The 20,227-nt window shown below is 35.1% G+C and carries 19 protein-coding genes; 6 read left to right on the top strand and 13 right to left on the bottom strand.

Features of this window, described 5'->3' with window-relative positions:
- Positions 1 to 284 precede the first annotated feature (284 nt).
- Both ACZIX2_RS06040 and ACZIX2_RS06035 read right to left on the bottom strand, forming a co-directional pair.
- Positions 285 to 1,511 carry an ABC transporter permease gene (locus ACZIX2_RS06040; protein ID WP_463339188.1) on the bottom strand — a complete coding sequence of 409 codons (1,227 nt, stop codon included), beginning with the start codon at positions 1,509 to 1,511 and terminating at the stop codon, positions 285 to 287.
- 30 nt (positions 1,512 to 1,541) lie between these two features.
- A complete protein-coding gene (locus ACZIX2_RS06035) occupies positions 1,542 to 2,036 on the bottom strand; it encodes a YkgJ family cysteine cluster protein (protein ID WP_463339187.1) in 495 nt (164 codons plus the stop codon).
- A 56-nt stretch (positions 2,037 to 2,092) separates the two neighbouring features.
- On the opposite strand from ACZIX2_RS06035, the gene ACZIX2_RS06030 reads away from it, so the two are divergent.
- Complete coding sequence (locus tag ACZIX2_RS06030) at positions 2,093 to 2,806, top strand: SAM-dependent methyltransferase (protein ID WP_463339186.1); 714 nt, start codon at positions 2,093 to 2,095, stop codon at positions 2,804 to 2,806.
- Between the two features lie 57 nt (positions 2,807 to 2,863).
- Here ACZIX2_RS06030 and ACZIX2_RS06025 read toward each other — a convergent pair whose 3' ends face one another.
- The 9 genes from ACZIX2_RS06025 to ACZIX2_RS05985 all read right to left on the bottom strand — a co-directional run bounded on the left by ACZIX2_RS06025 (position 2,864) and on the right by ACZIX2_RS05985 (position 10,326).
- Positions 2,864 to 3,259 carry an energy transducer TonB gene (locus ACZIX2_RS06025; protein WP_463339185.1) on the bottom strand — a complete coding sequence of 132 codons (396 nt, stop codon included), beginning with the start codon at positions 3,257 to 3,259 and terminating at the stop codon, positions 2,864 to 2,866.
- A gap of 163 nt (positions 3,260 to 3,422) precedes the next feature.
- Positions 3,423 to 4,055, bottom strand: coding sequence for a 7-carboxy-7-deazaguanine synthase QueE (locus tag ACZIX2_RS06020; protein WP_463339184.1), 633 nt, complete (start codon positions 4,053 to 4,055; stop codon positions 3,423 to 3,425).
- 404 nt (positions 4,056 to 4,459) lie between these two features.
- On the bottom strand, positions 4,460 to 6,121 hold the full coding sequence (locus ACZIX2_RS06015) for a tetratricopeptide repeat protein (protein WP_463339183.1): 1,662 nt from the start codon (positions 6,119 to 6,121) through the stop codon (positions 4,460 to 4,462).
- 22 nt (positions 6,122 to 6,143) lie between these two features.
- Positions 6,144 to 7,061 (bottom strand): PstS family phosphate ABC transporter substrate-binding protein, encoded by a 918-nt coding sequence (locus ACZIX2_RS06010; RefSeq protein ID WP_463339182.1) that lies wholly within the window; start codon positions 7,059 to 7,061, stop codon positions 6,144 to 6,146.
- Positions 7,062 to 7,160: 99 nt separating this feature from the next.
- The gene (locus ACZIX2_RS06005; protein ID WP_463339181.1) at positions 7,161 to 7,388 is read right to left on the bottom strand and encodes a hypothetical protein; all 228 of its coding nucleotides are present in this window, start codon (positions 7,386 to 7,388) and stop codon (positions 7,161 to 7,163) included.
- A complete protein-coding gene (locus ACZIX2_RS06000; protein WP_463339180.1) occupies positions 7,388 to 8,188 on the bottom strand; it encodes an energy transducer TonB in 801 nt (266 codons plus the stop codon). The genes ACZIX2_RS06005 and ACZIX2_RS06000 overlap by 1 nt, the downstream gene beginning before the upstream one ends.
- Before the next feature lie 36 nt (positions 8,189 to 8,224).
- Positions 8,225 to 8,785 carry an ExbD/TolR family protein gene (locus tag ACZIX2_RS05995; RefSeq protein WP_463339179.1) on the bottom strand — a complete coding sequence of 187 codons (561 nt, stop codon included), beginning with the start codon at positions 8,783 to 8,785 and terminating at the stop codon, positions 8,225 to 8,227.
- Between the two features lie 27 nt (positions 8,786 to 8,812).
- Positions 8,813 to 9,424 (bottom strand): ExbD/TolR family protein, encoded by a 612-nt coding sequence (locus ACZIX2_RS05990; RefSeq protein ID WP_463339178.1) that lies wholly within the window; start codon positions 9,422 to 9,424, stop codon positions 8,813 to 8,815.
- Positions 9,425 to 9,489: 65 nt separating this feature from the next.
- Positions 9,490 to 10,326, bottom strand: a complete 837-nt coding sequence (locus ACZIX2_RS05985; RefSeq protein ID WP_463339177.1) for a MotA/TolQ/ExbB proton channel family protein — start codon at positions 10,324 to 10,326, stop codon at positions 9,490 to 9,492.
- 365 nt (positions 10,327 to 10,691) lie between these two features.
- Between ACZIX2_RS05985 and ACZIX2_RS05980 the strand changes: the two genes are divergently transcribed.
- The 4 genes from ACZIX2_RS05980 (at position 10,692) to ACZIX2_RS05965 (ending at position 14,166) form a co-directional block, all read left to right on the top strand.
- Complete coding sequence (locus ACZIX2_RS05980; protein WP_463339176.1) at positions 10,692 to 12,206, top strand: helicase HerA-like domain-containing protein; 1,515 nt, start codon at positions 10,692 to 10,694, stop codon at positions 12,204 to 12,206.
- Positions 12,207 to 12,208: 2 nt separating this feature from the next.
- Positions 12,209 to 12,577, top strand: coding sequence for a DMT family protein (locus ACZIX2_RS05975; RefSeq protein WP_463339175.1), 369 nt, complete (start codon positions 12,209 to 12,211; stop codon positions 12,575 to 12,577).
- A 227-nt stretch (positions 12,578 to 12,804) separates the two neighbouring features.
- Complete coding sequence (locus ACZIX2_RS05970) at positions 12,805 to 13,764, top strand: quinone oxidoreductase family protein (protein ID WP_463339174.1); 960 nt, start codon at positions 12,805 to 12,807, stop codon at positions 13,762 to 13,764.
- 42 nt (positions 13,765 to 13,806) lie between these two features.
- Positions 13,807 to 14,166, top strand: a complete 360-nt coding sequence (locus ACZIX2_RS05965; protein ID WP_463339173.1) for a cupin domain-containing protein — start codon at positions 13,807 to 13,809, stop codon at positions 14,164 to 14,166.
- Between the two features lie 49 nt (positions 14,167 to 14,215).
- Here ACZIX2_RS05965 and ACZIX2_RS05960 read toward each other — a convergent pair whose 3' ends face one another.
- Positions 14,216 to 15,559 (bottom strand): FAD-dependent oxidoreductase, encoded by a 1,344-nt coding sequence (locus ACZIX2_RS05960; RefSeq protein ID WP_463339172.1) that lies wholly within the window; start codon positions 15,557 to 15,559, stop codon positions 14,216 to 14,218.
- A 60-nt stretch (positions 15,560 to 15,619) separates the two neighbouring features.
- Positions 15,620 to 18,010: a penicillin acylase family protein gene (locus ACZIX2_RS05955; RefSeq protein ID WP_463339171.1), complete on the bottom strand. Its 2,391-nt coding sequence runs from the start codon at positions 18,008 to 18,010 to the stop codon at positions 15,620 to 15,622.
- Between the two features lie 333 nt (positions 18,011 to 18,343).
- Between ACZIX2_RS05955 and ACZIX2_RS05950 the strand changes: the two genes are divergently transcribed.
- Entirely contained in the window at positions 18,344 to 20,143 is a 1,800-nt protein-coding gene (locus ACZIX2_RS05950; protein WP_463339170.1) for a hypothetical protein, read from the top strand.
- The last annotated feature ends 84 nt before the right edge of the window (positions 20,144 to 20,227 follow it).

Here is a 20,227-nt window from a genome sequence, read left to right as displayed (position 1 = left end):
TCTCCCCTTCAACACACCCACTCTATATTTATAAGTAACATCAAACACTACCTTTCTATACTCTATCCATACTCTAGCTATACTCTATCTATACTTATATATAGTATAGTAAACACTGTATTGATTCCAAAGACTAGGAACAGGAGAAATGAAACCATGACACACCAAACAACACTAATTCTCATTAATCAACAATAAAACTAGCGTCTTAGAAAAAAAGACCTCCATTACAACAGTAAAAAGAGAACAGAAAAACAACCAATCGCAAACGAATAGAAAACTAATTACTGGTAACGAATAGCACGAATTGGTGAAATTCGTGTTATTATAAAAGAAGGAATCAATAACACCAAAAAGCAAACCAAGGTAGTAACAAGATTAATCAACAACACATACCCCCAATTGAAACAGACAGGAGCATGATCTACATAATAATTCTCTGGATTAAGCTGCACTATATTGAAGAAATATTGACACGCCAACAAAGCTATCCCAATAAGGTTCCCCCAAAACAATCCACGCGCAATTAAATATAGAGCATTATATAAAAATATCTTTCGCACCGAAAAACTACTTGCCCCTAAAGCTTTGAGAATACCTATCAATTGTGTTCTCTCAAGAATAAGCACCAATAAAGCCACAACCATATTTATCGTCGCCACAAGAATCATTATCACTATAATGACCACAATATTTATATCAAACAATTTAAGCCAATCAAAAATATAGGTATACTTTTCATGAATAGTCTTACTATCCAAAGTTGGAGGCAATCCTTCGTAGATTGTTGCTCCTATTTCATCTATCCTATCGAAATCACTAACAAAAACTTCAAAAGCCCCCACTTGAGAAGGCAGCCACTTATTTAATTTCTGAAGATGTCTTAGATCACCAAAAATCATGGATTCATCAAATTCTTGAAAACCTGAGCTAAAAATACCAACCACTTTAAAATTACGAACATTATACCCATTTGACTTCATAAAATAAGTATGAAAACTATCTCCAAGGCGCAACCGCAATCGATCTGCTATAATTTTAGAAATCAACACCTCATTAACAACTGCTCCTTCCAAATTAGGCAAACGTCCTTGAATGAGATATTCATTCATGTATTTCCAATTATAATCTACACCCACACCTTTAAAGACCACACCTTCAAAATCAGTTGATGTTCGTATCACACCGGATTTGGTTCCCACAGCCTGAACATGTGCCACTTCGGGAAAGGACTTAAAAAAAGCAATTGTATTTTTATTTTTCTGAATTGGAACCAAAGTAGCCTCTCCTTCATTACTATCGTAATTGGTAACCAGTATATGCCCATTGAATGCCGCAATTTTTTCTCTTATTTTCTGTTGCAGACCAAGTCCTGTAGCCACCGCAACAAGCATCATAATGACTCCTATAGCTATTGCAGCAATAGCTATATTAACAATTGGAGTAGAAATAGTACTTTTTCTATCGGTAGTAACAATTAATCGTTTGGCAATAAAATACTCTAAATTCAAAATAGGATAGGATTTAATATAACTAGTAACTTACAAAGTTATTTTCTTTTTCATTTCTTCTACTATATTATACACAGCAGGACATATAGGTATATTTTTTAATGTTATATCGGTAATTTGATAAAACTTTTTTCGATCGGTATGCGGAAATTCTTTACATGCTTTTGGTCGGACTTCATAAATAAAACAAGTATTATCCGTATCCAAAAAAGAGCAAGGTAATTGCTGTAAAACATAATCATTATCCTCATCAATTTTCAAATACTGCTCGATAAAACGCTGGGGTTTCACTTTCAAATATTTAGCAATTCTTTCAATATCGGCTGCAGTAAAAAGAGGTCCAGTGGTTTTACAACAATTGGCACAATTCAAACAATTTGTTGATTTAAACTCGTTATCATGCAGTTTTTGCATTTCATAATCCAAATTCTTTGGAGGCTTCTTTTTTAGCTTATCAAAATACTTTTTGTTTTCGATATGCTTATCTTTGGCTAACTTTTGTAGGGCCGACACAGCTGGCTTCATGGGCTTTCCTTATTATGAAATACAAAAGTAAACTTTAATACACAAAAACCACCGATATGAAAGACCTTTTTGGACAAGCCATACATGATTACTTCACCAACAATGAGCCGGAAGACCTTTATACCGAGACTTCTATATCCGAAGAAGACATCATGGAAGTTTCCTATTTATTTAGATCTTTTGAAGAAATGCCTAAAATTGAACAACAAGCGCTAGAAGCTTGTACAGGAAAAACATTGGATATTGGATGTGGAGCTGGAAGTCACAGCTTATTTCTTCAAAAAGAAAGATCTTTGGATGTTACAGCTCTTGATATTTCAGAAAAAGCGCTTACTACATGCAGCGCAAGAGGAGTTAAACATACTCTACTTTGTGATGTTTTGGATTTAGATGAAACCACAAAATACGACACACTCTTGTTACTGATGAATGGTACAGGTATTTTTAAAACCTTAGACAAAACACCTCTGTATTTGAATAAACTAAAAAAAATACTAAACAAAAACGGTCAAATACTGATTGACTCTTCAGATATCATCTATATGTTTGACGAAGATGAAGATGGTGGACGTTGGATTCCTGGGATGCATTACTACGGAGAATTAACCTTTACACTTAAATACAAAAACGAAACCGAAGCCCCATTTCCATGGCTGTACTTAGATTTTGAAACTTTAAAAGACCTAGCTAATTCTTGCGGACTAAGTTGTGAACTAGTTGCAAACGGAAATCACTACGACTATTTGGCTTGTCTAAGATTAGAAGAATAACTCAGTCTTATTTCAAGAAGTAGAAGAAACTAATAGAGATTAACAAAATGATTTCCATTAACTATTCCCTATAAGCTTTATTGAAAACTCAAATAACACTCTTGCAGGTTTTCCATTGTGCTCTCCTGGTTTCCATGTTGGACATTTGGCTAAGACTTTTTTCATCTCATTTGAGGCAGTTGGATCAAGATTCTTAAGAATTTTTACGTTAGAAATTTTACCATTCGGCTCAATAATAAAGGCTACTTTTATAACTCCTGTAGGTCCATCATACTCAGGCAAGTTGAAGTTTTTACTAATATAATCCATAAAATTAGCAAATGTATTCGGGAATTCTGGCCTTAGATCAACACGATCATATTCTATAAGATCATCAGAAGCCATTTCCATGTCTTGCGCATTAGTTACTGCAACAAAAAAGATAAAAAAGAAAAGGAAAACGATTTTTTTCATAGTATTATTTTAACCAATATCAATTCGTAATAAATTTTGATTTTGGTAAAAATAGATAAAAAAAATACACTTTTAATAAATAGGAATAGAATAACTGAATATTCAACAAAAAAACAAAAGTGTTAAATAATTAAAAAAAAATTAACACACCTTATTAATGTATTTAAGGAATATTTAAGTATTTGTGCGTTTGCAAAGACACGCGCCATTTTGGATTATTCATAACATAATCAACAATTAAAGGCGTCATTTCTTCCTTTCTACTCCACTCTGGTTGAAGAAACAACAAGGTATTGCCTGATACCCTAGCAGCTTGTTCTTCTGCAAAAACAAAATCATGTTTATTATAGATAATAACTTTAAGTTCATTAGCATTATCATAAACAGTTTGTGTGGGTAGTTTATTCTTTTTGGGCGAAAGACAAATCCAATCCCAACTTCCAGAAAGCGGATAAGCACCCGAAGTTTCAATATGCACTTTTAAACCAGCATTTTTCAACTTAGAAGTTAAATAGGACATATCCCAGGTTAGAGGCTCCCCACCTGTAACTACAACGGTATCTGCGTATCGAATAGCATTTTGAACAATAGCATCTACACTTGTTGGCGGGTGTAACTCAGCATTCCAACTTTCTTTTACATCACACCAATGACAACCAACATCGCAACCACCTATACGGACGAAATACGCAGCAGTACCAGTATACCCTCCTTCTCCTTGAATTGTGTAAAACTCCTCCATTAGTGGCAACATCTCACCTTTATCTACAGCCAACTGTACTTCTTTTGATAGCATATTCAAAATAATTTTTGCAAAGATACTACTAAAACCTAGATTTTACATTAGAAATACACTACAACTGAAATACTTCCATAAAAAATAAAACACAACAGCTTTACATAAAACATCAAAAACCATCAAAGGAAAACCAATATACTTGCAAATACTAAAACTGTTAAACCTCAGGATTTGCAACATCTAATTACGACTACACCTTACCTTCGACCAAACCAAATATCGCGATGGTAAAACAAAACTTGATTCGTTATTCAACTACAGAAAAGAGCATTCAAAAAAATACTCCCCCTTACACTCCACGAACAACAGTACTAGAATCACTTTAAGACAGTAAACTATTAGTCAAAAAAAAAGCGATAACCTATTATGATTATCGCTTTTTCTTATCTGTATAACACTAATTACTTAAGTGTAGCAATAGATTTAGTAGCATACTCGTTTGTTGGATCCACAGCTAACGTTTTATTAAAAAACTCGATTGCTTTTGCTTTATCCTTATTAGCATAACTTGCAGCAAGGTTATTGTAGCTTTCAATTACTTTAGCTTTATGATTCGCATTAGCCAATTCATTCTTCTCCGTCAACTTTGCTAAATATGATTCATAATTTTTGATGATCATTTCTTCATTTTCAGCTAAACGACTTAAACGCGCTTTGTACAAAAAGGCATCTTGGTAAGAAGGTGCAGCAACTACAACCTTATCAAGAGCAACATTTGCAGTTTGTATTTCATCTAAGTTAGCCTTAACATCTTTTTTACTATTTCCGTAATATACAGCCAATGAGTAATAAATATTGTCATCCAGATAATTTTTATCTTCAGGATTTTTTGTTCCTAAATCAAATACAGGAGCAGCTTCTTTATAAAACTTCTTAGTAAATAACTTTTTACCAATTTCATTAAGATCTTCTGTTACTAGAGGCTCTAATTCAATTGCTTTTTTAAGATCTGCAATTGCCGCACTATGTAAGGCAGGATCCATCGTTAATCCATCTGCAGAAATTGCTTTTTTCAATTTGATTTCAGCCAAATACACATAATCTTTAGCAATAATTTTACTGTTAGGATTTTTCATAAAATCCTCTAAAGATTTTAACGCTACATCTACATTTCCGTTTTCAAAAGCAGAATAGGCAAGGTATCTGTAAATTCTTGGATTAATTTTGTCAGAAGCTACCATTTTATTTGCTTCCTTCTCTAATTCTGGCCAATCTTTTAACAACACCAAGAAATCTGCTCTTCTCATACGAGAAGCTAAAGAGTAATCCGTTAAGGACATGTATTTATCATAATTAGCCAAAGCTAATTTCATGTTTTCAGTAGCTTTTGAAGGCTTATTTCTTCCCCATTTATAATACGTTTCAGCCAATTCTCTATAAACTGGTCCGTAGTTCGGGTTTATGGCAATTACTTCATTGAAAGAATTAATCGCTAAATCATAAGACTTGGCACCTTTTAACAATACCCCTAATTGCATTTTAGCACGCAACATCGTAGGATCTATTTGAAAAGCACTTCTATACGCGGCATATGCTTCATTTTGTTTGTTATCCCCAAAATAAGCATCACCTAAAGCCAACATCAACTCTGCGCTAGCATTAGTTTCATTTTTCGCTTTTTCTAGAACAGCAATTGCCTTTTTAAAATCAGGTTTAGCGGCGTTCATATAAGCTCTCGCTATATATGTAGGTACCGTTGCGTCTTTTCTTTTTGCGTCTTTAATGGCTACATCAAAATTAGTTTGTGCAGCGGTGAAGTTATTAGCATCAAGATCCAATTGCCCTAATCCAATATTATTTAGTTTAGCACCTTCACTTCCAGCCAATCCTTTTTGATAAGCAATTTTGGCAGAATCAGCTTCTTTTTGCAACATGTACACATTTCCTAACAAAAATGAAGCAGTCCCATTGGTGCCTTTTGCTTGTAATGCTGATTTTAAAATGGATTTTGCTTTTTCAAATTGCTCAGCATCAATAGCTTTTTTTGCTTGATCTATGTCTTGTGCCGAAGCAAAAGTAAGGCCTCCTAAAAACACAATACTAAAAAATTTCAGTTTGTTCATTTTGTTTTCAATTAATTTGTAATTATTCTTTTTCATTTCCATTATCACTCTCAATAGCATTTCTAATGTTAAACTTTCTACCTGGGGTTCTTACGGGGTACAAACCAGATTTTAAAACTATTCTTTGACCAATATCACCGGCAATAAAGGAAGCAAAACCCATCCCTAGTCCCTGATAACCTTGACAATTAACAACATACAAATCCCGTGCCAAAGGATAGGTGTTTTCAGCTATATCATTTTGACTTGGAGAAACATACTTTTTCGATTGAATGCTTTTAACACTCAATATATTGATTTTATCAATATATTTGATCATGTTGGGCGAAGGTTGTGTTAACCAATTCATTCCAATGACACCAATCATTCCATCGTTTTCCGCAACAAACTTGATTACCTCGGCATTCGATTTGAAGGAATAAATATTTTTCTCAGGCAATGACGATAAATTAGCTAAACCTTTTAAATAAGATACCGTACTAGAATTAGGATTATCAAATACTAAACCTTTAAATTTCGTACTATTCCCTTCTTTCAAAAATTTTACAACATCGTTTATAGACAATAAAGTATCTTTTGAAGCTTTATTATTAATAAACGCAATAGCATCGGTCGCAAAATTAGTAATTTTAGGAATAATTTTCTTTTGAGAAAAGTTAATTTTTTCTTTTTCCGTTAAATTCCTAGTTAAAATCGCAATACCTGTTGTCCCATTATACAAATCATTCAATACTTCTGCTTCAGACTTAGCAATAACTTTAATCTTCGCATCATATTTACTTTGGAAAACTTCGACTTGGTCTTGGATTAAAGGCAACACCGTTTCATCAACCGTAATGGTGGCATTTCCTTTCAGAATAGTTTCTTCATTTCTGTCGTATTTGCATGCAGTTAAAAATAACATTACTACCATTACTATATAGCTACTATACCCTTTCATTTGCAGATATTAATTGTTTTAATTACTAGACAAGAGGTGTTCACTTGTTTCAAAAATGCGTATTGATAATACAAATATGGATCAAGTGATTTCATTATCTTACTTATTTGAGTGATAAAATCTAAAGAAACGTATTATGGCATAAACCACCAATAAAACGCCTAGAGCAATACGGTATTTGTATTCCATATCCAAAGGAAAATCTTTCCAAAAGATAACGGCCAAGCCTAAAAACAAATACAACAAAAAGAACAACAAGCCTATAACGAGAAGAAATCGCTCTTTAGGCGATTTCTTCTTTAAAATATCAACTAAATTCGTTGTCATTATTCTGCTGATTGAATAGTAATTGGTAAAGAGTACAATACCCTTACTTTTTTACCATTTTGTTCACCAGGAACCCATTTAGGGCATTTTTTAAGTACTCTAATTGCTTCTTTACCTGTTCCGTATCCGATATCTCTAAGTACTTTGATATCTGTTAACGAACCATCTTTTTCCACAACGAAAGTAACATAAACTTTCCCTTTCAACCCTTCTTCTTCAGGAGCTTGATAATTATTTCCTACGAATTTGTAGAATTTATCCATTCCTCCTGGGAATTCTGGTTTTACTTCGATACCTGCAGTGTTGTAAACTGTATTATCTTCCTCAACCACTTGAGAAACTGGTCCTGTACCTACTGGTTCTTCTACAGTCAATACAGCATTTGGATCTCCCTTGATTGTTTCAGAACCAATTTTTTTCTCTTTAAGGTCTTTCACCTCTACAATCTCTTCCACAACTTCTTCCGCTTTGGCCACAACAGGCTTCACGAACTTCACTTGATCCACTTTTGGTGGTGGTGGTGGTGGTGGAATATCTGGTTTTACCTCTTCTTGTTTCTTAGGAGGTAATTTAACCGTTTTAATCTTTACGTCAAGAACTTCTTCTTCGTCTGATGAATCAGGCAACAAACTTGCGATAAGTGGTGCACTAACTGCTAAACTGAATACAACTGCACCTAAAATAAGTGCTCTTACAGAAGTTTTGCGATTAGATTTTCTTAATTCATAAGCACCATATAGTTTGTTACGCCCTTCAAAGACGATCTCAAGCCATTGATTTTTTAATAGATCTAATTTCATTTTTTTCTAAATATTAGGTTATCAACTTATAGCGAACTATTTAGTTGCTAACAAATTTTTTTCTTCTGGAAGAAAGTCGTTAACAATAGCATACGTTTTTACATCAACAATTGCCATTTCATCAAGAATATCTACTAAGTTACGATAGGTAGACTTTTGAGTAGGTTTGATAATAACAATAATTCCATTCTTAGGTTTTCCTTTTGCTGCAGAATACTCCAATACTTGGGCTCTTCTTTTCAACAATTCTTGACGAATACCTTCTTTACCGTAAGCAAATGTTTTAGGTGCTACTAGAGGAGAGTTAATCAACCCCATGTAAGAAACTAATTTACCTTGCTCACCTATTAAGATTGTCATTGTACGATTTTCATCAACTTTGATATCCTCAGTCTTTTTGGTATCATCCCCTTTATCTGGCAACCCTAAGTCCATTGCTTTGGGTTTCGATAGTGTAGTTGTCAACATGAAGAAAGTGATGAGCAAGAAAGCCAAATCCACCATGGCAGTTAAATCTACCTTAGAGTTTTGTTTTTTACTTCTTACTTTAGCACTACCTTTTTTGCCGCCACCTCCACCGGTATTTAATTCAGCCATTTATAGTGTGTTTTTTATAATTTATAATTATTTACCTCTTAAACTAGTAATAAGACTAAAATTATTTACTTTCTGATCTTGCAAAATGTCCATAATCTTCTTAATAGTAGCATATTCCTCTTTTGCATCACCTTTGATAGCAATTTGCATTTCTTTGTCGTTTACATCAATGTTAGCACGTCTTGCTTTTAAAAGCCATTCTTTCAATTGATTGTCTAACGAGTCTTTCGGAATTCCAGGTTGGTTTGCTTTTACTCTATCTTCAGATTTCATGTTGATAATTTGCTTCAAGTTTTGGATTGGCACTCCAAAACCGTCCATAATCGCGAAATTAGTCTTATCGTCTTCTGAAAACTCTAATCCGTATTGTGCTCCCATAGCCTCAAGCGTTCTTTTACGAACCTCACGACCTTTTATATCAAAAAACACTTTTCCTTTTCCAATAGTAATCATTGCCAAGTTGTCTGATGGCAAAGGACTTTCTACTGTTGATTGTGGCGTATCCACAGGTAAAACCTCAGGTGCTTTAGCGGTAGCAGTCAAAATAAAGAATGTAAGCAAAAGGAAGGCCACATCACACATCGCGGTCATATCCGTCCCGGGTGATTTTTTTCCACCTTTAGTATTTAATTCTGCCATTTTTTAAATTTTTTATATTAATCAATTATTTTTTGAGCTCATTGGCTCGAATCAATTAATATGAATTATTGTTTTAAAGAACCTCTAAATTTTCTGTAAGTATTAACGATAGTAGTACCAGCCTCATCGATAGAGTAAGTCAATTCGTCAATTTTTGCAGTAAAGAAGTTGTAAGAGATAATTGCAATTACAGAAGTAGAGATACCTGTAGCAGTATTGATAAGTGCTTCAGAGATACCATTTGCAAGTGCAGCAGAGTCAGGAGAACCAGCAGTTGCAAGAGCCGCGAACGCTTTAATCATACCTGTTACTGTTCCTAATAATCCAGCAAGAGTTCCTAAAGATACTAAAGCAGAAATGATAGTCATGTTTTTCTCTAACATTGGCATTTCTAATGAAGTAGCCTCTTCAATTTCTTTGTGGATAGTTTCAGCAGCTTGCTCACTGTTGAATCCTTCTTTTTTAACGTCTTGGTATTTAACTAAAGCAGCTCTAATTGAGTTAGCCACAGAACCTTGTTGTTTGTCACAAGTAACGATAGCTTCGTCAATTTTACCTTCTTTAATTTCAGCTTGAATTTTAGCCATAAAAGTATCTAAATTTCCTTTTCCAGCTGCTTTTGAAATAAACATGAATCTTTCGAAAGAAAACACGATAGTCATTAATAATAATCCCATCAATACTGGTACTACAGCTCCACCTTTATAAACCATTGCTAAATAGTTTCCTGGTAGTGGGTGACCTGTATTAACTCCGCCTTCAAAGTTTGATCCATCCCCCATAATAAAGTTCCATACTAACCATCCTATGAAAATACAAGATGCGATAATAATACCTGAAACCATACCTCCGCTTTTTGAAGTACTTTTACTTTCTTTCTTTTGTGCTTTAACGTTTGCCATTTTTTTTGAATTTAAAAATTTTAATTAATTTATTTTGTTATAATAAACTTGTAGAAAGGCAAATTTATACCTTTCACTTTAATAAAAAAATTTTTTTAGCAGTAAAAATAGAATTTTCTACAACTTATGTAAGCAGTGAAGAATAATTGTTATATTTTTATCAAATAATTACCGTTTTTGTTGTATTTATTTTACATATATCTCAAAAAATACACTTCTTTAATGCAAATACATCAACAATAATCCATACGTTAAAAAAAACTAGACCCTTACAAAAATATGACAAAACCCATTTTTTTGGAGACAAACTACATCGATTTATTTCTAAAAAAGCAATATATTGCAGGGTTAAAACGATTGACGAAATGACAAAAAAAACTGACTTTAAATCTACACTTTCGGCTGGTTATTCCACTCAAGGCGATTACATTATCATTGGAGGCGCTATTTTTGAGAACGAGCCTCTTTCGGATGTTCAGGTAAAAATCCCGTTAAAAACGTTGAATCGGCACGGTTTAGTTGCAGGAGCTACCGGAACAGGCAAAACAAAGACCATCCAAGTGCTATCTGAGCAATTATCCTCCAAAGGCATCCCTGTTTTAATGATGGATATTAAGGGTGATTTCAGCGGAATTGCCCAAGCTGGTGAGGCAAAAACCTTCATAACAGAACGCCATGCCAAAATTGGACTACCTTATACACCGGAAAGTTTCCCTGTCGAATTACTCAGTCTTTCGCAACAAAACGGTGTTCGATTGCGAGCTACCGTTTCAGAGTTTGGCCCAGTATTGTTTTCTAGAATTTTGGAATTAAACGACACGCAAGCTGGGGTTATTTCGGTTATTTTTAAATATTGTGACGACCACCAAATGCCTTTATTAGACTTGAAAGACTTCAAAAAAGTTATTCAATACATTACCGATGAAGGAAAAGAAGCCATTAGCGCTGATTATGGAAAAATTTCCACTGCCACAACAGGAACAATTCTTAGAAAAATTATCGAATTAGAACAACAGGGAGCCGATTTGTTTTTTGGTGAAAAATCATTTGAAATCGATGATTTGATGCGAATAGACCCCAACGGAAAAGGATACATCAACATCTTGCGCCTGACAGACATACAAGATAAGCCTAAATTATTTTCAACTTTCATGTTAAGTTTACTGGCAGAAATCTACCAACAAATGCCAGAAAAAGGAGATGTAGACCAACCCGAACTAGTTGTATTTATTGATGAAGCCCATTTACTTTTTAAAGAAGCTAGCAAAACCCTTTTGGATCAAATTGAGACCATTATAAAACTAATCCGTTCTAAGGGCGTTGGTATCTATTTCATTACTCAAAACCCAATGGATGTGCCAAGTGGAGTACTTGCTCAACTTGGATTAAAAATACAACACGCCCTAAGAGCCTTTACTGCCAATGACAGAAAAGCCATTCAACAAACAGCAAACAACTATCCAACCTCTGAGTTTTACGACACCGAAACACTACTTACCAGTTTAGGAATTGGAGAAGCCTTAGTAACTGCTTTGAACGAAAAAGGAATTCCTACGCCTCTAGCTGCTACCATGATGCGTGCTCCTATGAGTAGAATGGATGTGTTAACGGAAGAAGAATTGGAAACCATAAACTCCAATTCTAAATTAGTCAAGAAATACCAAGACACTTTGGATCGAGAAAGTGCCTACGAGTTGTTGCATAAAAAAATCGAGGCTGCTCAAGAACAAGCCACAACGCTGGAACAAGAAGCTAATAAAAAATCAAATTCCGATTCGAGTACAGCAAACGAAGTTACCAAATCAGTCTTAAAAGTAGTCACCAGCGCCAGTTTCATTCGCGGAGCCTTTGGCATACTAACAAAATTGCTTAAAAAATAACCATGAAAAGCGTTATAACTATTGGACTTTTACTTTTATCTAATATATTCATGACTTTAGCATGGTATGGGCATTTGAAGTTTAAGGAACTCAAATGGTTCGAAAACGCGGGACTTGTTACCATTGTTTTTATTAGCTGGGGATTGGCCTTGTTTGAGTATTTCTTTCAAGTCCCCGCAAACAAAATAGGCTACCAAGGCAATGGCGGCCCCTTTAGTTTAATGCAATTAAAAGTCATACAAGAAGTGATTACTCTAATTGTCTTTGTAATATTTTCGATGCTGTTTTTCAAAAATGAAACTTTCAAATGGAATCATGCGGTGGGAATGCTGTTTCTAGTATTGGCCGTTTATTTTATGTTTAAAAAGTAATCTTTACTCTAAAATATAGAAACTATTATATATCACATAAAATTATGGTATCCGTTTTGTGTGCCATCCCAATCATTTCTCTTCGCAATAAAAATTAAAATCATCCTGAAAACCATCAAGGGAATTAGACTTTAAAAAAATTAAATTATAAGAATTCAAAAATTACAATACATTTACACGCTCAAAAAACCACTATATCCCTTAAAAAAACACCATACCATTAAATCATGAAAGCCTTAACATTTTCAAAATTCGGCAATTCTGATGTTTTAGAATATATCGAAATCCCCAATCCAATCCTCAAAGACCAGGAAGTACTCGTTGAGATGAAAGCCATTGGATTAAACTACGCAGACATTTACCGTAGAAAAGGCAACTATCACTTAAAAGGCAATCCCCCTTATATTGCAGGATATGAAGGTGCTGGCATTGTGGTCGCCTCAAATGTTCCTTCAGTTAAAATTGGAGACCGTGTAGCATTCACCGATGTTCCCTTTGCTAATGCTGAATTGGTAATTGTACCACAAGCTCATATTATACCATTACAAGACACGATAAGTTTTGAACTAGCTGCCACAGTATTGCTTCAAGGTTTGACGGCACAATATCTTGCAAATGACAGTTACCATATAAGCCATAAAGATACCGTATTAATTCATGCCGCTTCTGGAGGAGTAGGTCAACTTCTCACACAGATATGCAAAATGAAAGGAGCTACCGTTATTGGATTGTCTAGAAGTGAAAGTAAATTAGTAGTAATTTTAAATAATAAAGCTGATTATGCTATACCTCTTAACCAAAATTGGAAAGATAAACTATTTGAAATTACCTCTGGTAAAGGAGTAGATGTAGTTTTTGATAGTGTGGGTTCGACTTTACAACAAAGTTTTGAAGTCACCAAAGAATGTGGCACCGTAGTTTTCTATGGTATGAGCGGAGGCGACCCCGCCCCAGTAGATCCAAGAATGCTAATGGACACCAGCAAAACCTTAACTGGCGGAGACCTTTGGAGCTATATCAATTCACATGAAGAACGAATCACTAGATCAACACAATTATTTGATTGGATTTTAAATGGAGCTATTACAGTTGCTGAACCTGTTTGTTTTCGATTAGCTGAAGGAAAAAAAGCTCATGATTATTTAGAAAACGGAAAAAGCACTAGTAAAGTATTATTACTTCCTTAAATAAAAAAAATTAAGCTATTCCACAAACTATTCCTTACAACAATGAAAAAATACACTATACAAAAATCCCCTTTTATTGTTCCTACAACTGATGGAAAAATCATCAAAGAACACCACGGAATTCCGACGACTCAAAACAGCGCCTTATCTATTGCTCATATGATTGCGCCCCCTAAATGGAGTGAGCCCTTTCAAACTCCAGAGTTTGACGAATACACGTTTATTATTAAAGGTAAAAAACAATTTATCATTGAAGGAGAAACCGTAATTTTAGAGGCAGGACAATCCATTCATATTCAAAAGAACACTCGAGTTCAATATTCGAATCCTTTTGATGAAGCTTGCGAATATTTGGCCATTTGCAGTCCAGCCTTTGATTTCAACAAAGTACATAGAGAATAAAAAAGGTCCCAAATAGTGGTAATTTCAACTATTTGGGACCTTTATGCCTTTATTGTGATTCTAGTAATTGTATCATTTTTGCTTCGACTTCTACACTATCCCATTTTTGATGAATATTCGGCATTTGCATGATCTCCTCCATAATTTGGTTTTGAAAATCACCTATAGCCAGGGCTTCGGTGTAAGGACGATTACTAAAGGTAACTCGACTGTACAATGGAATCCATTTTTCGGGATATTTGTCGGAAAAATGTTTTTCGATTCTCTTTTGTAAGAGAAATTTCTCGTCAGCGGTTTTGGTACTCATTTCAACAAAATTCCGATAAGAAAGCTCAGCTATAGCATCGGCATTTGGTTTCCGAGCTAATTCGTATGCTTTAAAAATCGCTTTCCAATCCTGGCCGTATTGAACCATCAATTCATTTAAAACGGTAATATCTTCAAATCCGGCATTCATTCCTTGTCCGTAAAACGGTACAATCGCATGACAAGCGTCTCCAATAAGAGCTACGGTATTTTGATAAGTCCAAGGAAAACATTTCATGGTAACCAAAGTACTTGTTGGGTTTTTAAAAAAATCCTCGGTAAGTTTTGGAATTACTTCTATGGCATCGGGAAAATTCTTCTCGAAAAAAGCAGCCACTTCCTTTTTGGTTTGTAAAGCATCAAAAGCATTATCCCCTTCAAAAGGCATAAACAAAGTACAAGTAAAACTACCATCCAAATTTGGCAATGCGATTAACATAAATGATCCGCGAGGCCAAATATGAAAGGAATTTTTATCTAATTTGTGTGATCCATCTGCATTTGGAGGAATGTTTAATTCTTTGTAGCCAACATTTAAAAATTCTTGAGAATAGTTGAACATACTTTGGCGTTGCATGCGATGGCGAATTCTAGAAAAGGCACCGTCAGCACCAAAAACAACGTCATATTTTTTTTCGTCCCAAGCCCCACGTTCCGATTCACCGATGTGTAAAGTTGCATCCTCTAATGAAACATCCCAAACTTTTTGTTCGAAATAAAAATGCGCGCCAGCTTTTTCAGCCAAATCAATCATTTTTCGATTTAATGCGCCACGAGAAATGGAGTAGATAGCTTCGCCTTCTTGTCCATAATTTTGAAAATTCAACTTATCCACCAAATGAATCGCCCTTTTATCCATCGGGATAGCAATGGCTCTCACGTCATCTCCAACACCTACAGTGTCTAAGGCGTGCCAACCTCTAGTTGACATGGCCAAATTTATGGAGCGTCCAGAGAATTCGATATTCCTAATGTCGGGACTTCGATCATAAACGTGTACTTCATGACCAAATTTCCGCAAATAAATTGCTAATAATGAGCCTACCAAACCCGATCCAACAATAGCAATTTTTTGAGTAGTTTGCATTATATCTATATAAAAGTTGGGCAAAATTACATATTAAAACGGTTTAGTTGTGTTTAAATATTAATTTTTAGTGGTAGAAAATATCAATTGTGTGGACGAAGCCACTATTTCCTTTTTATTCAATTTCATTTTTCTGAATTTTCCAGCATTGTAAAGTTCCGCTTGATCTTTGTAATGTTTGCTCATTGGGTTTCCTGATTGTCCCGTAGGCAAAATACTCCAACTGTTTTCAATATCCGAAAAGTCAATGATTCGTCTTGTAGAAGGTCCTGCAGATACGTTGTATTTACCTGTTTCGTTGAGACTAAAAATCATGTTGTTAATCACTTCGTTATTGCCTGACACCTCAAAAGGTCCTACATTAAAGAAAGGGCGCAGCAATTTGACTTTGCCCAAAGGATGCTGGTGTTCTAAAGTATGTACTTGGCTCCAAGTCCATGTGGCCACCTTATTGCCTAATTGTTGTTCCAAAGCCTTTATTGCTTCTTGATATGATTGTTGCAAAATAAAAGCTTGTAATTCCTTAACACCTTTCGTTTTCACATTATCCCACCAAATTGAATTTGAATGGTAGACAATTTTACGGGCCACTTGTTTCCCGATGTGTGTTTCTATAAACACTTTAAATTTTTCTGTTCCTAACTCGTCTTCAAATGTGTTTTTCAAGATACAGTACTGCCATTTATTGAAAATGGTTGGCGCAACATCCTTAAGATTACTACTACCGTTCCAAGATGTAAGTAGTGCAAAGCTCTCTTTCTCATTTTTAGTCATTGTATTCGGACGAAGCGATTGCAACATTACTTTCAATGCCTCGGTCGCTGTGGAAGAAGTATTGTCGACTATCATTTTACTTACTGCAAGTTTATCCCATTTAGGGCGAGTTTCCAAAAGAGACGTTATACGTTTGGCTCTATCTTCGGGAAGGTAATACCCTGGATACAAAAATCCATCAATAGCTTCCGGTTGATTATTGGCTGAGTACACATAATTCCATGCAGGATTCATAGCTGACGGGTTTTGGTCAAAATCCAAATATTCTTGTATATCCTCTTTTCCTGTGGCACCATTTAAAATAAAATTAGGATTGACGCCTGGTTGATGTTTGTATAACTTACCCGTGGCCCACCATGCGATAGTACCCACCGCATCGCCATACATGACATTCAGTCCAGGGGCAGCAATTAAAGAGACTCCTTTTTGAAAATCGTTACTGTTTTTAGCATGTGACAGCATATACACTGCTTTCAGAATTTGAATAGGTTGTTGGGTATAAATCCAAGAAAGAGCTATTGGTTTTGTTGTTTGTAACCCTTTTAAAACCTTATTGAGAACAGGACCATGTCGACTAATTTTCACATGCAGCGGTATAGGCGTGGAATCTTTAACTTGTATGGTTTTGAAATGCCTTTCATAATTGCGATATCCGTTTGGCGTGCGATACCTATTAGAGTCGTTGGGATGATTCTCTTCTTGATACAAATCCATATCATCATTTTCAAACATAGTCAAACCGTATGCATAATTACGATTATGACCTAATAATGGATAGGGGGTTCCGGCCAAATAGTATCCGTACATTTCATAATCAGGGGTAACAATATGGGCTTCATACCAGGTTGCAGGTTGCGAAAAGCCAATGTGCGGATCGTTGGCAAAAATTACCTTATTCTTTTGGGTCTTTTCTGGAGCAATTACCCAACTATTACTTCCAATAAATGGAGGAACCGGAGATTGACCAAGCAAATCCGCAACTGATTTTGCTATGGCTGACAAGTCCTTATTGCTCTTTTTTGCATTCTTGATTCTTGTGGTACATAATGCTCCGTCTAAACCAAAATCCTTTAGGTATTCCATTCCCAATTGGTCTCTAATATCGGTTAACAAAGGATCCGTTTTTTGGGCCATGGCAAAACTAAAAGACATATAACCAAATATATTATACACATCTTTTAGGGTAAACTTTTGCTGCTTTACCCCAAGTATAGTAAATTCTAATGGCAGTTTCCCTTTCACTACAAATTGGTTGATGCCGTCAAGATATGCCGTAGCTAATACATACTCTGGGCTGCTTTTGTCCAAGCGCTGAATTGCTTGTTCTGAGGCTTCTTCTATACCAAGGCTCGCAAAAAAAAGATCATTCTCTAGTGTCACCTTCCCAAAAATTTCCGACAATCTCCCTGGTGCTATTCGACGCATGACTTCCATTTGCCACAAACGATCTTGAGCATGTACATATCCTAAGGCTACCATCGCATCCTTTTGACTTTCGGCATAAATATGAGGCACCCCAAAATCATCAAAATAAACCGTGGTTTTTTGATCTATGTTGGATAGAGAAATCGTCCCTTCGTAAGTAGGCTTCGTGTAAAAAGCATAACTCACTATTGCTACAATTACGATCAGCAAAATCAATAGTAGAATCCCAATAATTTTTTTAGCTATTTTCATAGTTCACATTTTATTTTTTGCAGCAACATGTTTTATTCACAAGCAATTCTACTTGTGTAACAACACTACGCTTTAATAAGGTACAGTTCTCTTTTTTACTTTTGAAAGAAACAAATATATCAAACGATATAGAATAAATACTACAATATAAGCACAATAATGGAAATGCTTTTTTAGCACGAAACATGAAATTCCCATAAAAGTAAAATTTTACCCTGATGATTCTAAGCTTCTTAATTGAATAAAAAATGACCTAGCAATAGAAGCATATGACAAATATCAGGTTCCAAGCCGATTAATTAACTGATATTTGACAGATATAAATGACAATAGATGACACAAAAAAAATCACCTCATACGTTCCATATTCCCGTTATGGGATTGGCGTACACCATAGATAGTCCTATACGAGTGGCGCAATATGGTATTTCGTCTGTCATTGCTTTAGCTGACGATGAATTAATTGAAAAAATGAACGCTTTTTATAGTGAAAAATTTGAAATCCCGTATAAAGAGATTACGCAAAAAATTCATGATTACAGAGCCAAACGCATTACTTCTTACCTGAATTTGGTAGACGGCATCGTAAAGAAAAAATTTGCCGAATTCAAAACCGAATTGGCAGAAAACAAACAAGCTTTAGAAAACTATATTGCTCAATTGCCCAACACCTCTGATTTGAAAAAAAGTTTATCCGATATATTAGAAGACGGGATAACTTTTAAAGAAAATGCCAAAAAATTCATTGAAAGTCATTTAACTCCAGGGACAATTGATGTCAATATCATGACCAAATTGGACAAAGACAACAAGCAAGGCAAGGAATCGCTACCTGTTGAATTCAATGATGCTCATGCTGCTTTACGAGGGTTTGCAAATAGTTCCTTGGAATCTTCGGTGGTACTAAGCGCTGGAATGAATCCTAGATTATATAGTTATTTTGAAAATTTCGATTGTTTTTACCCTGATGCTCAGCTTCGTCTCAAAAAGAAAATTACGTTGAAAGTAAGCGATTTTCGTTCAGCTATGATTCAAGGAAATTTTCTAGCCAAGAAAGGACTTTGGGTTTCGGAATACCGCATTGAATCGGGGTTGAATTGTGGTGGACACGCCTTTGCCACAGAAGGACATTTATTAGGGCCAATACTGGAAGAATTCAGGTTAAAGAAAGACCAACTTATCCAATCTGCACATGAACTAATGGTCAAAGCACTAGCACAAAAAGGCAAAACAATACCCGAACATCCGCTAGATTTACAAGTTACAGTACAAGGGGGCGTTGGCACCGCTTCAGAACATGAGTTTTTGCTAGATCATTATCAAGTCGATTCTGTAGGATGGGGTTCGCCTTTTTTATTAGTCCCTGAAGCCACCTCTGTAGACCACAACACGAGAAAACTGCTAGCAAACGCAAAAGAAAAAGACTTTTATTTGAGTCATATTTCCCCCTTAGGCGTTCCATTCAACACCTTACACGGCACTAGCAACGAAGCTGTTAAAAAAAGACGAATTCAAGAGAACAAAGCTGGTAGTTCCTGTCCGAAAAAATTCTTGGCCTTACAAAAAGACGCCGATGGCAATGGAATATGTACGGCTTCCAAAAAATACCAAGACCAACAATTAGAGGCTTTAGAAAACCAAAAGAACCAACTTACTCCTGAACAGTATGAAAAACAGCACACAAGCATTACTGAAAAATCTTGTTTATGTGTAGGTTTGGCCAATGCGTCTTATTTAGAAAACAACATTCCCATCAAAGGACAAGATCAAGGCATTGTCATCTGTCCGGGGCCAAATTTAGCCTACTTTGATCAAGAAGTTAGCTTGAAAAAAATGATACAACATATCTATGGCAATGACAATGTGTTGCGCATTTCCAATCGTCCAAATGTATTCATTAAAGAATTGAAAATGTATTTGGATTATTTCAAAAACGAATGGAAAGCCGTAGCTAATGAAGCCACTACAGCTCAAGTAAAAAAATGGCAATCGTTTAAACAAAACATGATAGACGGCATTAGTTATTATGAAAATCTATTGCCCACAACTAATTATTTTACCTCAATCGCCCATGAGTTAAGTTTGCAATTGAATGCTTTCAAACAAGAACTGCTTTTTATTGAAGTAAAATAACCTTTGAATTAGTACCCATTTACGACAATGGCTGTTGGTCTTTATTTTGTTTTGTACCTGAAAAATGAAGTCCAAAACAGCGTT

It is taken from the genome of Flavobacterium riviphilum (assembly GCF_055231795.1).
This window is presented reverse-complemented; position numbering and strand designations above follow the sequence as displayed.

Bases quoted from the DNA above. Each gene is read 5' to 3' on its own strand.
- ACZIX2_RS06015 (WP_463339183.1), bottom strand. From the start codon at position 6,121: ATGAACAAACTGAAATTTTTTAGTATTGTGTTTTTAGGAGGCCTTACT.
- ACZIX2_RS05995 (WP_463339179.1), bottom strand. From the start codon at position 8,785: ATGGCTGAATTAAATACCGGTGGAGGTGGCGGCAAAAAAGGTAGTGCT.
- ACZIX2_RS05980 (WP_463339176.1), top strand. From the start codon at position 10,692: ATGACAAAAAAAACTGACTTTAAATCTACACTTTCGGCTGGTTATTCC.
- ACZIX2_RS06025 (WP_463339185.1), bottom strand. From the start codon at position 3,259: ATGAAAAAAATCGTTTTCCTTTTCTTTTTTATCTTTTTTGTTGCAGTA.
- ACZIX2_RS05965 (WP_463339173.1), top strand. From the start codon at position 13,807: ATGAAAAAATACACTATACAAAAATCCCCTTTTATTGTTCCTACAACT.
- ACZIX2_RS05990 (WP_463339178.1), bottom strand. From the start codon at position 9,424: ATGGCAGAATTAAATACTAAAGGTGGAAAAAAATCACCCGGGACGGAT.
- ACZIX2_RS06020 (WP_463339184.1), bottom strand. From the start codon at position 4,055: ATGCTATCAAAAGAAGTACAGTTGGCTGTAGATAAAGGTGAGATGTTG.
- ACZIX2_RS06010 (WP_463339182.1), bottom strand. From the start codon at position 7,061: ATGAAAGGGTATAGTAGCTATATAGTAATGGTAGTAATGTTATTTTTA.
- ACZIX2_RS05985 (WP_463339177.1), bottom strand. From the start codon at position 10,326: ATGGCAAACGTTAAAGCACAAAAGAAAGAAAGTAAAAGTACTTCAAAA.
- ACZIX2_RS05960 (WP_463339172.1), bottom strand. From the start codon at position 15,559: ATGCAAACTACTCAAAAAATTGCTATTGTTGGATCGGGTTTGGTAGGC.
- ACZIX2_RS05975 (WP_463339175.1), top strand. From the start codon at position 12,209: ATGAAAAGCGTTATAACTATTGGACTTTTACTTTTATCTAATATATTC.
- ACZIX2_RS05970 (WP_463339174.1), top strand. From the start codon at position 12,805: ATGAAAGCCTTAACATTTTCAAAATTCGGCAATTCTGATGTTTTAGAA.
- ACZIX2_RS05950 (WP_463339170.1), top strand. From the start codon at position 18,344: ATGACACAAAAAAAATCACCTCATACGTTCCATATTCCCGTTATGGGA.
- ACZIX2_RS06030 (WP_463339186.1), top strand. From the start codon at position 2,093: ATGAAAGACCTTTTTGGACAAGCCATACATGATTACTTCACCAACAAT.
- ACZIX2_RS06000 (WP_463339180.1), bottom strand. From the start codon at position 8,188: ATGAAATTAGATCTATTAAAAAATCAATGGCTTGAGATCGTCTTTGAA.
- ACZIX2_RS05955 (WP_463339171.1), bottom strand. From the start codon at position 18,010: ATGAAAATAGCTAAAAAAATTATTGGGATTCTACTATTGATTTTGCTG.
- ACZIX2_RS06005 (WP_463339181.1), bottom strand. From the start codon at position 7,388: ATGACAACGAATTTAGTTGATATTTTAAAGAAGAAATCGCCTAAAGAG.
- ACZIX2_RS06035 (WP_463339187.1), bottom strand. From the start codon at position 2,036: ATGAAGCCAGCTGTGTCGGCCCTACAAAAGTTAGCCAAAGATAAGCAT.